The sequence below is a fragment of the Mesorhizobium sp. C277A genome, assembly GCF_040324395.1.
Lineage (GTDB): Bacteria > Pseudomonadota > Alphaproteobacteria > Rhizobiales > Rhizobiaceae > Mesorhizobium.
Genome location: NZ_JAMYVW010000002.1, coordinates 4063974 through 4078503 on the forward strand (window position 1 = coordinate 4063974; position 14530 = coordinate 4078503).

Below are 14530 nucleotides of genomic sequence, written 5' to 3' on the forward strand. Positions count from 1 at the left end.
CGTCTATGACCCGAAGCGGACGCTGTGCGGGCGCACGGTCGGCACGAACGAGCCTGTCACCACCGCGCTCCCGGCCTTGCCGGCCGCCGGTTGCCTCAGCACCTCGCTCGCAGGGCCGAAAGCTTCGACCATGCCGTTGCGCAGGACCATGACGCGGTCGCAGGCCGCGGCGATCGAAGGGCGATGCGTGATGACGACTGTCGTGACGCTTACACTTCGCGCGGCCGAAAGCATCCCTTCGAGCGCCGCCTCCCCACTGCCGTCGAGATGGGCGTTGGGCTCGTCCAGCACCAGCATGCGTGGCTTGCCGTAGAAGGCGCGCGCCAGCCCTATCCGCTGGCGCTCGCCGCCCGACAGCACGGTATGCGACGGGCCTATCATGGTCTGATAGCCGTCGCGCAGCGTGAGAATCAGCTCATGCGCCTCGGCGCGCCTGGCCGCTTCGACGATCGCGGCGTCATCGGCATCGGGTTCGAAGCGGGCGACATTTTGCGCGATCGATCCCGGGAAAAGCTCCACCTCCTGCGCGAGATAGCCGATATGCCTGCCAAGCTGGGTTTCGTCCCAGCTCCTCAGGTCGGCGCCGTCGACCCTGACCGCGCCGCCGGTCGGCTGCAGCGCGCCCACAAGCAATTTCGCCAGCGTCGATTTGCCGGCCCCGCTCGGGCCGACGATCGCCACCGCTTCGCCGGCGCCGATGGCAAAATTCAACCGCTTGAGGATGGGCTCCGTGCCGAAAGCCGCAGTCGGCGCGATGAAGAACAGATCCTGCACCGAAATCGCGCCCAATGGATCGGGCAGTGCGAGCTTGCGCCCCTGCGCTGGTTGCGCCGCAAGGGCGGTGTCCAGCCGCTTCCAGCATCGCTTGGCGTCGACGATCTGCCGCCAGGATCCGATCAGCTGGTCGAGCGGCTGCAGCGCGCGCGAGGACACCAGCGACGAAGCGAAGATCATGCCGGCGGTCATCTGCCCCTGCAGCACCAGCCACGCGCCGGCGCCGAGGATCGCCAGTTGCAGCATCATGCGCAGCGCCCGCGACGTCGCGCTGAAGATCGCATTGGCGCTTCCGGAACGGTCATGCAGGGTCAGCGCCTCAGTGACGTGCTGTCCCCAGACCGCGGCGGCATTTTGCACCATGCCCATGGCGCGCAGCGTGTCGGTGTTGCGGGCAAAGGCCTGCTCCGCCTGGCTGGCCACCGCCGAGCGTTCCGCCGACATGGCATCGTTCCTGCCGATGGCAAGCTGGTTGGCCACAACCAGGAGAAACAGCAGCACGGCGCCGGCGAGCGTCAGCCAGAACAGGACGGGATGGATGAAATAGAGCAAGGCCAGGAAGACGGGCGCAAACGGCAGGTCGAACAACACCGCCACGCCGCGCGACCTGATGAAGGCGCAAGTCGTGGCAAGGTCGTTCAGCGGCGACAGCCCGCTGCCGGCATGTCTGGCGCCAAGCGAGGCGGCGAATGTCCGCGCGCCCAGTTTCAGGTCGACGGTGGCCGCAACACGTTGCGCGTAGATGGCGCGGACCGCGTCCAGCAGGCCGAGGAAGGCGAGCGCGAGGACCGCCATGGCCGAGAGATAAAGCAGCGTCTCGACGCTGGAGGACGGCAACACCCGGTCATAGACCTGCAGCAGATAGAGCGGGATCACCAGGAGCAGGATGTTGATCAGCAACGAAAATATGCCGATATCGGCGATGCCGCGCAGGAAAACCGGGCGCAGGCCGATGGCCGCATCCCTGAGTGGCGCGCGGTCCCGTGACATCTAGACCGCGTGCTCGGCTGTCGTGCTCAGATGGCTCTGCTGCAAATCGTTCAGCGTATAGGCGTGGATATAGTCGATCTTCATTTGCGCGGGCGTCGCCAGATGGTCGGGCGGCGCGCCGGCTTGACCGCCGACCGCAAGGTCGACCAGCATATACATGGGCTTGTTCATATCGGACGGCGTCGCCGCTTCCGCGACCTGGACGCCATCATAGGTCCAGACCAGCTTGTCCGGCGTCCACAACAGGCCATAGGTGTGATAGCCGTCGGTGTTGGAGACATTCACCGTCGACCCGACCGTGGTGTGGGTTCCCGTCTCATTTGTGTGCGCGGTCATGAGAAGCGCATTCGGGTTCTGCCCATACATTTCGATCACGTCGAGTTCCGGGGGCCATGAACCGTCTTCGGGCAGAAGCCAGAAGGCCGGCCACGCGCCGGCATTTTCCGGGAGATCGGCCCGCATTTCGAAATAGCCATAGGTCTGCGAGAAGGTGTCGTGCGTCGTCAGTATGCCGGAAGTGTATTCGTAATTGTTGATCAGCGGCTTGATGTCGTCGGGCGCATGCGCCGCGGTTATGGTGAGCACGCCGCTTGCGACGCTGAACGGATGGACCGAGCTGGTCGGCGCATAATTGGCGTCGATATACCATTGCAGCTCGCCGTTCTGGGGCTGCGAGCTGCCGTTCTGCGCCCCCCACCAGAAATTGGAATCCCAGATGCCGCTCTGGCCGTTCCACAGGCTCAGCGTGTTGAAATCGTCGTTGAAGGACAGCGTCATGCCGGTCTTGTCGATCGGCAGCTCGAACTGGCCGGGCTGAAACTTGTCGATCGTGGTGTTGTGGAACACCAGCACCTCGCTCGAGCCGAGGTTCAGCTGCACGTTCGATCCCACCTGGACCATATTGGCGTGGACGGCCTCGAACGAGGTGAAGGCATAGCCGTTGAGGCGCACCGTGTCGGTCGCGCCGAAATCGGAGATAAGGTCGCTGCCATTGCCCTTGGTGATGATGAAGGTGTCGGCGCCGGCGCCGCCGATCAGCACGTCATTGCCCTTGCCGCCGTCCAGCGTCTGGCTGCCAGCGCCGCCCGTTATGATGTTGTCCTGAGCATTGCCGAAGGCATAGTGGCCGTCGCCGGTGACGACGAGGTTCTCGAAATTGGCGGGCAGCTTGTAGCTCATCCAGGTATCGATCGTGTCGACGCCCGCGCCGTAGTTCTCGACCGCTTTGTTGATCGTCGAATAGAGATTGTAATAGTCGTCGCCCGCGCCGCCATACATGGTGACCTTGACGTTGGTGTCGCCCCAGAAGGAATCGTTGCCCGAGGTGCCGTAGCGGTAAGGCGCGCCTCCAGTCGCCGAGAACCAATGGGTGGAAGCGCCGGTATAGGGAAGTGGAATGCCTTTGGCGTTGAGGACTGTGGTCATTCCGACACTCCTTGCGCGTGCTGCCTTGGTCGTTCGACAACCTTCGAGCGACCATTCGGATCAACTCTTAAATTGATCCGTCGTTCCAGGGAATCATTCTATAGTACACCAAGGAGATCGTCGCCCATCATTTAATAGATAATGCCGAAGGCGTTAAGCTGATCCTAATACAACTTTGTAGGAGAGACTTACAATTTTAATAAATTGTGAGATCCGCGCCGAAAGGTTAGGCAATGACGCGACACGACCGCCTGCCTGAGGCGGCGACTCGAAGTCGCGGGCGGATGGCTGCCGGCAAAGGGCTCAAGAAAATTTGACAGGCTATGTCGGACCGGGTGAGGTTCACCCGTCCTTGGGGCATCGAACAACGAACCACAAAGGATACCGAAGAGATGCCAAGCACCGTACGTTTGCACCGCGTTCTGACGACCAGCCCGGAGAAGGTCTACCGCGCATTCACAGAAGCCGACGCGCTGGCGAAATGGCTTCCGCCGAACGGCTTCACTTGCACCGTGCACAGCTTCGACGCGAAAGTCGGTGGCGCCTTCAAGATGTCGTTCCGAAACTTCACGACGGGCGGCAGCCATTCCTTCGGCGGCGAATATCTCGAACTCGTTCCCGGCGAGCGCCTGCGCTACACCGACAGGTTCGACGACCCCAATTTGCCCGGCCAGATCGAAGTGACCGTGCTCCTGAAGAAAGTGTCGGTCGGCACGGAACTCGACATCACGCAGGCCGGCATTCCGGACGTTATTCCGGCCGAAGCCTGCTATCTCGGCTGGCAGGAGTCGCTGCGCAATCTGGCAAAGCTCGTCGAACCCGAGATCAATCAGTAGAGCCCATCGGATCGGCGGCGCCGCCCAGCCAGTCTGCGCCGCCGACAATGCCGAGCCGAGGACTCATCCCTCACGGCCCGGTGCAGATCGGCAACGGTTGTGGCGGCGGTGGCGGGTTGTCCTTGGCGTATTGCGCGATGATCGGCTCAAGGCTCTTTCGCGGCCAGAATTTCGGCTTGCCGATCTCCTTCAGGCAGGACGCATTCCAATAGGCGCCCGATTTACCAACGGCGGTGATGTCGCGCGATTCCGGGTAGATATAGAGCGTCGTCGGATTGCCCTTCACCATCGAAATGATCTGGTCGGCGTCGGACGGCGACCAGCTGGTGCAGCCATTGCTGCGGCCGCCGGCATAATCCACCAGCTTGCCGTATGGCACGAAGCCGTCATGGTCGGCATAGGAGCTGTTCGGGTTCTTGCGCAGGCACATGCCGCGCAACAGCCGCGCCGCGTGGCCACCGATCACCCGCTGCCTGGCATTCGCCGTCTCCCCCTCACCGTCGAACTGGATGAAGGTGCGCAGCAGCGCCTGGTCCTTTTTTGCGCCGATGCGGTAAAAACCCTTGAATGAGATCTTTGCCTCGCCGGTCATATAGGCGCCACCGGTCGTCAAGGACGAGTCCAGGGCATTGCCGAAGTTTTTCGCGCAGCGTTTGCCGTTGGAGAAATCGACCACGCCTTTCAAATTGCGGCCGCCGCCATGGCCCGACGAGATCGCCCTGAACGACTGCTTGGCCTCGCAAATGACGTAGTAGCGCCGCCCTAGCACGCCATTGCCGAGATCGCCGGGGCGAGTCGCATCCATGGCGAAATAGCAGCCATTGTGGACCGCGCCTTGCGCGACCTTCTTCAGGTAAAGCGCGCGCGCCCGCTCCAGCACCACTTGCGAAATCTCGCCGTCGTCATTGCCGACATGGGCCTGCAGCCAGGCCGGTATATCGGAGGACGCGGCAAAAGACCGGGCAGACATCGTCAAGGCGATGCCGGCGACGGCGAGGAGGCCAAAGACAAAGACAGCCAGAGATTTCAACCGCACCGGACAACCCTCCCGCCCGAACCGTTCTGCGATTCTCGGAAACCCATCATAAATCGTCGCGCGCCGATCGGCGAAACACATCTTGTTCAGAACCGCGCAAGCAAGTCAGGTAGCTGCCTGTTCGCCTTTCACAGCGCCAGGCTGCCCTGTTCCGCCTCCGCGGCATTGGGGTCGCCCGGCGCCGTCGCCCAGGCGAGCTCGACCAGCGTCACCGTGCGGCGGCCGGTGCCGTCGAGCTGGCAGACGATGAGGCCCTGCTCCTCGATATAGGTGAGCAGCCGCCGGGCGCGCCGCAGCGAATGCGAGCCGTAGGCGCGCGCGATCGCCGCGTCGCTCGGGCACGGCCAGCCCTCCTTGGCGGCGCGGGCGATCATCATGAACACGCCCTGCATGTCCTCGGGCAGCAGCGAGGCGCGCACGGAAACGTCCTGCCAGGCGTCATCGCCTGCCATGTCGGCGCCGAGCCCGGCGCGGGCACGCGTCAGCATGCGACGGAATTCTGAGAGGTCCGGCACCACCGAAGCGAGGCCTTCGATGCGGCAGCGGACGACGAACTCCTGATAAAGCACGCCGATGACGCGGAAACCCGCATCGGGCTGCGCCAGGATGGCGCGCAGGACACGGTCCACCCGCTCTCGCCGGTCGGCGATATCCTCGGCGCTTACCGCCGGTTCCGCAGGTTCCGGGCGGATCTCCATCGCCGCAGACTTCGCCGCCATCAGCTGGTCGAGCAAATCGGGCGACGCCATCCGGCGCGGCGCGCGCATCGTCTCGGGCGGCGGCGCTGCCAGGATGATGGCCCGTGCGTCCTCGAGCGCTGTTTCCGGCATTGCCATCAGCCGCGGCGTACCGTTGCGCGGGCTGGTCTCGGTCTGGCCGATGCGCACGCCGAGCGGGCGGCGCGACAGCGCCGGTCCCAGCGCCATGAAGTGCCCGCGCTCCAGATCGCGAAACGCCTCCGCCTGGCGCCGTTCCATGCCCAGAAGGTCGGCGGCGCGCGCCATGTCGATATCGAGGAAGGTACGGCCCATGAGGAAGTTGGACGCCTCCGCCGCGACATTCTTGGCGAGCTTTGCCAGCCGCTGCGTGGCGATGATGCCGGCAAGGCCGCGCTTGCGGCCGCGGCACATCAGATTGGTCATGGCGCCGAGCGAGAGCTTTCGCGCCTCGTCGGACACTTCGCCTGCCACGGCGGGCGCGAACAGCTGCGCTTCGTCGACCACCACCAGCATCGGATACCAATGCTCGCGGGCAACCTCGAACAACCCGCCGAGAAAGGCAGCGGCGCGGCGCATCTGGTTCTCGGCATCGAGCCCTTCGAGATTGAGCACGGTGGAGACGCGATGGATGCGCGCCCGCTCGCCGGCTGCTTGCAGGCCACGCTCCGTATGCTCCTCGGCATCGATGACCAGATGGCCGTAATGGTCGCCCAGCGAGACGAAATCGCCTTCCGGGTCGATGATGGTCTGCTGCACCCAGGGCGCGCTCTGCTCCAGTAGCCGGCGCAAAAGGTGCGATTTGCCGGAGCCGGAATTGCCCTGCACCAGAAGCCGGGTGGCCAGCAGCTCCTCAAGGTCGAGCGCCGCCGACGCACCCGCCGTCGTCTGTCCCATCTCGATGGCTACGGTCATGTCACGACTCTCCTTGCGGACAGGGCTTATCAACCCGGCCGCGAGCCGTCGAGCGCGCCATGGCAACTCGCCCGCTGTTCCACACCTATGCTGCCAAAGCGCCACACATCAGCCCATCTGCCCAAAGGGAAGGCACGTCAAGCGGAGTTGACCGGCGGCAGAAGCGGCGCGTCCAGCCCGTCGAAGGGATCGCGCCAGGCATCGATGGCTTCGAGCCGGCGATACCAACCCAGAACATAGGGATAGTCCGCCAGCGGCAGGCCGGCTGCATCGTTGAACGGCAAAAACGTCGCCATGCGGAAATCGGCATAGGAAAGCGACTTGCCCACAAGCCATGGCCGCTTGGCGAGCTCCGCCTCGAGAATCGCTGCCGCGATGCGGAACTCCGCCAGCCCCTCCTCGACCTTGCCCTGGTCGACAGGCCCAATCCCGTAGCGCTGCTTGGTTCCGCGCTCGAAATGCACGGTGTCGCAGGCCCGCACGAAATTTTCCTTGCCCCAGCTCAGCCAGCGGATCATGTCGGGTTGGTCGCCGCCGCCGCGCCAGAAATCCGAACCCGCTTCGCGCGACAGAAGGCAGGCTATGGCGTCGGCTTCCCACAGGCTGCCGCCCGTCCATGCCAATATCGGCAGGGTAAGATTGGGATTGAGCTGACGAAACCGCTCAGCCTGCCCGGGCGCCATGGGTGCCGCGAACTCACACTCGACCTTGGCCTGCAGATGACGTGCCGTTGCTACCGCAAGGCGCGGATTGGGATTGCGGCTGAAGTACAGTTTCATATCCGGTCCTGGACGCTGTGGGCTCGACCTTATCAAACACGCAAACGTGCCCTCCCGGCAATCTGGTCGGACCACGATTCCGCTGGCACACGCCGTTGTTCGGCGTATTATTTCCTTCGGGAGAGGGTTCTTGGCAGGAGGAAGCCATGAACGTAGTGCCGAGCGTACCTGTCATCGACGTGACAACCCAGAACCTTGTTTCCTCTGCGCTTTCCAGATTCCGCGCTGGCGATACCGTCTCGACTAGAGCGGCGCTCGATGCCATCCGCCGCATGGATCCAACCTGTGTCGACAGCGACGACGATCTCGTCGAACTCGTCGTCATGGCGGCAATTGGTAAGACCATGGCGGTCGTGTTCGACCACCGCTCCCGCTAGCCCTGTGGGACGAACCTGTGCCGTTCAACTCGCTTGAGCTCGAGTGGATTCGGTTGGCGAGCTTTTACAACTGCAGCCCGGGAGGCGCACGTCTTCGTGCGCGAAGGCCGGCAATAGCATAAGCGGGCAAGACTCAGATCCCCAAGGGATGCGGCATGTAGCCGACGAAGCCGCCGATCTTCCAGTGGCCCGCCACCTTCCTGCAGAAATACAGCGTCTGCCATTTCAGCTTGTCGACGCTGCCATCGGCCTTGGCCACCGAGCCGTTGAACTTCTTGTGCAGCACGGCGCGGTCGCCATCGACGTCGATGTCGCGCATGTTGGTGACGCGAAACAGCGCCTCGCGCAGCGGCTCGGCGAATCTGGCCGCCGCCGTCTCCTTGGCCTGGCGCAGCCATTCGTCGCGATAGACGGCAAGGCTCGGGAATTGCAGACGCCAGGCGTCGGCATCGCTGAGGAAATGCGCATGCATGCCGAAGAAGCTGTCGGCGAGGAAATCATCCTCGACCATCGACCAGTCCTGACCGATAAAGGCGTCGATGTCGCGCCGCACCAACATTTCCCAGAGCGCGTGGCGATCGGCATCGCCCTCTGGAAACGGGTTCTTGTCGAAGGTCATTGAAATCTCCTGTCGGGAAAATGCGACGCGCAAGATGCTGGCGAGCCTGCGATAAAGCAACACGCGTTTGGAAAAATGTTGCTTTCCAAAAAGCCCCCTATGAGGATCACCGGGACAGGCGTAGAGCGGTCGTCGAAAACGGGGCGCGGCCCGCCATTCTGAACAGGAGTTTCCCTTGCCCAAAGAGTGTTTTGGAACATCCCACGTGCCGCTGTCGCCGGCCGTGCGCGCCGGGGATTTCGTCTACATCTCAGGTCAGGTGCCGGTCGACGGCGACCGCATTGTGGTCAAGGGCGGCATTACCGAGCAGACCGAGCAGGTGCTGCAGAATGTGAAGGCAGCACTCGCGCTGGCCGGCTGCACCATGGACGATGTCGTCAAGACCACGGTCTGGCTCGAGGACGCGCGCGACTTCGGCGCCTTCAATGCCGTCTACGCCAAGCACTTCCCGAAAAATCCGCCGGCCCGCACCACGGTCGAATCGCGGCTGATGATCGACATCAAGATCGAGGTCGAAGCCGTCGCTTACCGGCCGGTTTGACCAGTCGGGGCATGATCCCGAAAAGTGGAAACCGGTTTTCTCGGACAAACGGAAACCGTTTTGTCCAAAGATCATGCCCCGAAACAAAGAGAGAGGCAGGCGCCGATGCAGTTCGATCTCCTGATCAAGGGCGGCCGCCTGATCGATCCGGCCTCGGGCCTGGACGCGCCGCGCGATGTCGCCGTTACGGGCGGACGCATCGTGGCCATCGAGGCGGCGATCGATGCCGAGCACGCCACCAAGATAGTCGACGCTCGTGATTGCATCGTCACGCCCGGCCTCATCGACCTGCACAGCCATGTCTATTGGGGCGGCACCTCGCTGGGCGTCGACGCCGACCGGCTGGCGGCCAAGAGCGGAACCACCACCTTCATCGATGCCGGCAGCGCCGGCGCCGGCAATTTTCTGGGCTTTCGCCGCCATGTCATCGAGCGCTCGAAGGTGCGCATCCTGGCCTATGTCAACATCTCCTTTGCCGGCATATTCGGCTTCTCGCAAAGCGTCTCGGTCGGCGAATGCAGCGATCTCAGGCTCTGCGAGCCACGCGAGACGGTGGCTGCGGTGCGCGAGCACGCCGATGTCGTCGTTGGGGTAAAAGTGCGCTCCGGCAAGCATGCCGGCGGCGCCAGCGGCATCGCGCCGGTCGATCTCGCGCTGGAAGCCGCCGACCAGGCCGGCCTGCCGCTGATGGCGCATATTGACGAGCCGCCGCCCGGCCGCTCCGAAGTGCTGCCACGGCTGCGCCGCGGCGACATCCTCACCCACTGTTTTCGCCCGTTCCCCAACGCGCCGGTGTTCGCCTCCGGCGCGGTGCGGCCGGACATGCGGCTGGCCCGCGAACGCGGCGTCATCTTCGACATCGGCCACGGCATGGGATCGTTCGACTTCGCCGTGGCGAAAGCGATGCTGGCCGAGGGCCTCGCGCCCGACGTCATCTCCAGCGACGTGCATCTCTATTGCGTCGACGGTCCGGCCTTCGACATACTGGTCTGCATGTCGAAGCTAATGGCGCTCGGCATGCCGCTGGTCGAAGTGCTGCGCGCCGCCACGCAAAGGCCAGCCGAGGCGATCGCCAGGCCGGAGCTTGGGACGCTGAAAGTTGGCGGTGTCGGCGATGTCGCGGTGCTGAGACTGCGCCCCGGGCGCTTTACCTTCGTCGATGCGGTCGGTGCGGCGCTGATCGCGGATCAGCGGCTGGTCTCAGAAGGCATTGTTATCGGCGGTGTCTGGTGGCCGAACGAGGCGCCCGACCACAACGAGACCGAGCGCTTCGAGCCGCATGCGGCACATACGCATGTCGAGGTCGCGGCACGGCATTTCGGGCGTGGATAATCTCCCTCCTTGATGGGGAGATGGCCGGCAGGCCAGAGGGGGTCGGTTCGACCGGACGCAAGCTCCTCGCGGCAGCTGGAGGTCAGCGCTCCACGCGCGGCGCCCCCCTCTGTCGCCTTCGGCGACATCTCCCCCACAAGGGGGGAGGAGATCGCTAGCGCCCTGCGTTACTCACCGCCCCAAACACCGGCGTCGCAATCCCTTCCATCCGCGCCTTGATCTGCAGCGCCACATATTTGGAGTAAAACCGCGACAGCGCCAGATTGCCGCCGTGGAACCACAGCGCGTCCTGCGCTGTCGGCTTCCACATGTTGCGCAGCTCGCCTTGCCAAGGACCGGGATCGCCTTTGACGCCGGAGCCGAGGCCCCAGCATGGCCCGACCTTGTCGGCGACCTCACGCGAGACGATGGCTGCCACCGTCTCGTTCATCGACTGGTAGCCGGTGCAGGCGACGATTGCATCGACCGCCAGTTCGCTGCCGTCGTCGAACAGGATGCCGGTCGGCGTCAATGAACTGATGCCGACGCCGCTCCTCACTTTGATCTCGCCATTGATGATCAGTTCGCAGGCGCCGACATCGATGTAGTAGCCGGAGCCGGTGCGGTAGGCCTTCATCAACAGCCCGGTCTCGTCCTCGCCGAAATCGATGGCGAAGCCGGCGGCGCGCAGCCGGTCGTAGAAGGACGCATCGCACGCCTTGATAACTTCGTACAGATCTCGCTGGCCCTTGGGCACCAGCGCGAACGGCGTCGACGCGACGATCAGGTCGGCTCTGTCAGTGGTGATGCCGCGCGCCAGCGCATTCTCTGAAAAGATCTCGAAGCCGACCTCCATCAGCGTGTCGGATTTCACCACTGTCGTCGGCGACCGCTGGATCATGGTGACGTCTGCGCCGCTCTCCCAGAGGTCGACGCTGACATCGTGCCCCGAGCTTGCCGCGCCGATGACAGCGACACGTCTGCCGCGGAATTTCTCGCCGCTTGCATACTGGCTGGAATGCTGGAGTTCGCCCTTGAAGGTCTCGGCGCCGGGCAGCGCGATCTGGCGTGGCGGGCCATAGGCGCCGGTGGCAAAGACAATGTGCTTCGGCTTCAGCGTGATCTGCCGGCCGACGCGGTCGACCACCACAGTCCACACCTTCTCGGTATCGTCATAGCTGGCGCTGACGCATTTGGTGGCGACCCAGTAGTTGAGCTCCATCACCCTGGTGTACATCTCCAGCCAGTCGCCCATCTTGTCCTTGGGCGTGAACACCGGCCAGTTCTCCGGGAACGGAATGTAGGGCAGATGGTCGTACCAGACCGGATCGTGCAGCACGAGCGAGCGATAACGGTTGCGCCAGGAATCGCCGGGGCGCGCATTTTTCTCGATGATGATCGTGGGCACACCGAGTTGCCTCAGCCGCGCGCCGAGCATGATGCCGCCCTGCCCGCCGCCGATCACCAGGCAATAGGGCTGCTCAGTGGCGCCGAGATCGCGCGTCTCGCGCGCCCGCGCCTCCGCCCATGTCTCGCGTGCAGGGTCGGCCTTGTGGCGGATGCCGAGCGGCCGCGCCGGTCCCTTTTTCTCCTCGAACCCTTTGAGCTCCCGCACCGCCGTGAACAAGGTCCGGCAGCGGCCGTCCGTGAGGCGCACAATCCCTTCGCCCCGCGCGACCGACGTTTCGAACGTGAACCAGGCCTCGACGGTGCCCTCATCCGAGGTCGCCTCGCCGGACAGCGTCCAGTGTGAGGGCTTCGCTTCCGCCAGCGTCGCTTGCAGCATGTCGCGGATCGCACCGCGGCCTTCCATCGTGGTGATGTTCCAGGTGAAAGCCAGCAGATCGCGCCAGTAGCAATCCTCGACGAACAGGTTGGCGGCCGCCTCGGCGTCATCAGCTTCCAGCGCCCGTGCAAGCGCGCAAAGCCATGTCGCCGCCTGTTTCGATGGTGCCATGTCGAGCATCTGTTTTTCCCTCGTTTTGCGTTCCCATTGTTTCGAAAGACGGCGGCGCCGCAAGAGGGGTCGCGATATCATGGCCTCGGTTTCTAGCGGCCCGGAACGGAGCCATCTCCCGGAAATCTTTATAGGAATTTTATATCTTTCCTCCCGGCCCCGTCTCGAACCTTTATGGCGATCGGGTCCATATTCCATCTCGAGCAAAACGCTGCGGACGCCGTGACCCCAGAGTTACGGCGGGCCGTTCTCATGGAATTTCTGGCTCGCCAGTCGCTGGCGCCAAATACAAGCAGAAGCAAGGACCAACACACATGGACATTGTCGTCATCGGGATCGAGGTTTTGTTCTTCGGTCTTTCCCTCGCCTACATCAAAGCTTGCGACGCTCTTTAAGCGGAAGGATCGCACCATGCTTGTCGATTACATCCTCGGTGGCGGCGTGACCTTGTTCCTGCTCGTCTACCTGACATACGCCCTCGTTCGCCCAGAACGCTTCTGAAGCAAGGCACGGAAAGCCATGACACTCAACGGATGGATACAGATCCTGGTTTATTGCGGGATCGTCGTTTTGCTGGTGAAGCCGCTCGGCGGCTACATGTACCGCGTCTTCAATGGCGATCGCACCTTTCTCTCGCCCATACTCGGGCCCGTTGAGCGCGGCCTCTACCGCATTTCGGGAACCAGCGAGCGCGAGGAGCAGCACTGGACGACCTACGCGGCAGGAATCATCTTCTTCAGCCTTGCCAGCTTCCTGGTGCTGTACTTTCTGCAACGCCTGCAGGGCGTCCTGCCTTACAATCCGGCCGGGATGGCATCGGTCGAACCCAATCTCGCCTTCAACACTGCCGTCAGCTTCGTCACCAACACCAACTGGCAGAATTACGGCGGCGAAAGCACGTTGTCCTACCTCGTGCAGATGGCCGGCCTGACCGTGCAGAACTTCATGTCGGCCGCCGTGGGCATTGCCATCGCGGTGGCGCTGATCCGCGGCTTCGCCCGCGCCTCGGCCAAATCGATCGGCAATTTCTGGGTCGATATGACCCGCTGCACGCTCTACATCCTGCTGCCGCTCAGCATCGTGCTCACCCTTGTCTATGTCTGGCTCGGCATGCCGCAGACGATGGGGCCGTATGTCGATGCCACCACGCTCGAAGGCGCCAAGCAGACGCTCGCCCTTGGGCCCGTCGCCTCGCAGGTTGCCATCAAGATGCTCGGCACCAATGGCGGCGGCTTCTTCAACGCCAATGCCGCGCATCCTTTCGAAAACCCCGACGCCATCTCCAACATGATCCAGATGGTGACGATCTTCGCGCTGGGTGCTGCACTCACCAACGTCTTCGGCCGCATGGTCGGCAACCAGCGCCAGGGCTGGGCGATCCTGGCCACGATGGGTGTGCTGTTCATCGCTGGTGTCGTTATCTGCTACTGGGCGGAAGCCGCGGGCAATCCGCTGGTCCATGCGTTGGGCGTCGACGGCGCCAACTTGGAAGGCAAGGAGAGCCGCTTCGGCATTGCCGCTTCGGCACTATTCGCCGTCATCACCACGGCTGCGAGCTGCGGTGCGGTGAACGCCATGCATGACTCGTTCACAGCACTTGGCGGCCTGATCCCGATGCTCAACATGCAGCTCGGCGAAGTCATCGTCGGCGGCGTCGGCGCCGGCTTCTACGGCATCGTCATGTTCATCGTCATCACCGTGTTCGTCGCCGGCCTGATGGTTGGCCGCACGCCCGAATATCTCGGCAAGAAGATCGAGGCCAAGGAGGTCAAGATGGCAATGCTCGCCATCCTCGCTCTGCCGTTGGTCATGCTGGTCTTCACGGCAATAGCGGTCGTGCTGCCAAGCGCCGTCGCCTCGATGGCCAATGGCGGTCCGCATGGCTTCTCCGAGGTTCTTTATGCCTACACTTCGGCGGCGGCCAACAACGGCTCGGCCTTTGGCGGCCTTTCCGGCAACACGCCCTGGTACAACATCACGCTCGGCATCTCCATGTGGGTGGGTCGCTTCTTCGTCATCATTCCAGCGCTTGCCATTGCCGGCTCGCTAGCGACGAAGAAGACGGTTCCGGCTTCCGCCGGCACCTTCCCGACCGACGGCCCGCTGTTCGTCGGCCTGCTCGTCGGCGTCATCCTGATCGTCGTCGGCCTGACCTTCTTCCCGGCACTGGCGATCGGACCGATCGTCGAGCACCTGGCTGCCATCAACGGCCAGACATTCTGAGGCTTGTCATGTCCTGGTTCTACCCAAAACG

13 protein-coding genes are annotated in these 14530 nt (G+C 63.5%); 6 read left to right on the forward strand and 7 right to left on the reverse strand.

What is annotated here, in order from left to right; genetic code table 11:
* Positions 1–3: 3 nt before the first annotated feature.
* Together NKK52_RS20020 and eglC are read right to left on the reverse strand one after the other, a co-directional pair.
* The gene (locus NKK52_RS20020; RefSeq protein WP_023683104.1) at positions 4–1764 is read right to left on the reverse strand and encodes a type I secretion system permease/ATPase; all 1761 of its coding nucleotides are present in this window, start codon (positions 1762–1764) and stop codon (positions 4–6) included.
* A complete protein-coding gene (gene eglC, locus NKK52_RS20025) occupies positions 1765–3189 on the reverse strand; it encodes an endo-1,3-1,4-beta-glycanase EglC (protein ID WP_023683103.1) in 1425 nt (474 codons plus the stop codon).
* Positions 3190–3581: 392 nt separating this feature from the next.
* On the opposite strand from eglC, the gene NKK52_RS20030 reads away from it, so the two are divergent.
* Positions 3582–4025 carry an SRPBCC family protein gene (locus NKK52_RS20030; RefSeq protein WP_023683102.1) on the forward strand — a complete coding sequence of 148 codons (444 nt, stop codon included), beginning with the start codon at positions 3582–3584 and terminating at the stop codon, positions 4023–4025.
* Between the two features lie 70 nt (positions 4026–4095).
* On the opposite strand, the gene NKK52_RS20035 is transcribed toward NKK52_RS20030, so the two are convergent.
* The 3 genes from NKK52_RS20035 to NKK52_RS20045 all read right to left on the reverse strand — a co-directional run bounded on the left by NKK52_RS20035 (position 4096) and on the right by NKK52_RS20045 (position 7471).
* Positions 4096–5061 carry a hypothetical protein gene (locus NKK52_RS20035; RefSeq protein WP_023683101.1) on the reverse strand — a complete coding sequence of 322 codons (966 nt, stop codon included), beginning with the start codon at positions 5059–5061 and terminating at the stop codon, positions 4096–4098.
* Between the two features lie 128 nt (positions 5062–5189).
* Positions 5190–6692, reverse strand: coding sequence for a helicase HerA domain-containing protein (locus tag NKK52_RS20040; protein ID WP_023683100.1), 1503 nt, complete (start codon positions 6690–6692; stop codon positions 5190–5192).
* A 137-nt stretch (positions 6693–6829) separates the two neighbouring features.
* Positions 6830–7471 carry a glutathione S-transferase family protein gene (locus tag NKK52_RS20045; RefSeq protein ID WP_023683099.1) on the reverse strand — a complete coding sequence of 214 codons (642 nt, stop codon included), beginning with the start codon at positions 7469–7471 and terminating at the stop codon, positions 6830–6832.
* A 146-nt stretch (positions 7472–7617) separates the two neighbouring features.
* Between NKK52_RS20045 and NKK52_RS20050 the strand changes: the two genes are divergently transcribed.
* Positions 7618–7848, forward strand: coding sequence for a hypothetical protein (locus NKK52_RS20050; protein WP_023669703.1), 231 nt, complete (start codon positions 7618–7620; stop codon positions 7846–7848).
* Between the two features lie 133 nt (positions 7849–7981).
* Here NKK52_RS20050 and NKK52_RS20055 read toward each other — a convergent pair whose 3' ends face one another.
* Complete coding sequence (locus tag NKK52_RS20055; protein ID WP_023669704.1) at positions 7982–8467, reverse strand: hypothetical protein; 486 nt, start codon at positions 8465–8467, stop codon at positions 7982–7984.
* 175 nt (positions 8468–8642) lie between these two features.
* Between NKK52_RS20055 and NKK52_RS20060 the strand changes: the two genes are divergently transcribed.
* Both NKK52_RS20060 and NKK52_RS20065 read left to right on the forward strand, forming a co-directional pair.
* A complete protein-coding gene (locus NKK52_RS20060; protein WP_023683098.1) occupies positions 8643–9008 on the forward strand; it encodes a RidA family protein in 366 nt (121 codons plus the stop codon).
* A 105-nt stretch (positions 9009–9113) separates the two neighbouring features.
* Complete coding sequence (locus NKK52_RS20065; protein ID WP_023683097.1) at positions 9114–10340, forward strand: amidohydrolase/deacetylase family metallohydrolase; 1227 nt, start codon at positions 9114–9116, stop codon at positions 10338–10340.
* A gap of 154 nt (positions 10341–10494) precedes the next feature.
* Here the strand turns inward: NKK52_RS20065 and NKK52_RS20070 are convergent, their stop codons facing one another.
* Positions 10495–12285: a flavin-containing monooxygenase gene (locus NKK52_RS20070; protein WP_023683096.1), complete on the reverse strand. Its 1791-nt coding sequence runs from the start codon at positions 12283–12285 to the stop codon at positions 10495–10497.
* 402 nt (positions 12286–12687) lie between these two features.
* On the opposite strand from NKK52_RS20070, the gene NKK52_RS20075 reads away from it, so the two are divergent.
* Positions 12688–12777 carry a K(+)-transporting ATPase subunit F gene (locus NKK52_RS20075; protein ID WP_023669708.1) on the forward strand — a complete coding sequence of 30 codons (90 nt, stop codon included), beginning with the start codon at positions 12688–12690 and terminating at the stop codon, positions 12775–12777.
* An 18-nt stretch (positions 12778–12795) separates the two neighbouring features.
* On the forward strand, positions 12796–14499 hold the full coding sequence (kdpA, locus tag NKK52_RS20080) for a potassium-transporting ATPase subunit KdpA (protein ID WP_023683095.1): 1704 nt from the start codon (positions 12796–12798) through the stop codon (positions 14497–14499).
* The last annotated feature ends 31 nt before the right edge of the window (positions 14500–14530 follow it).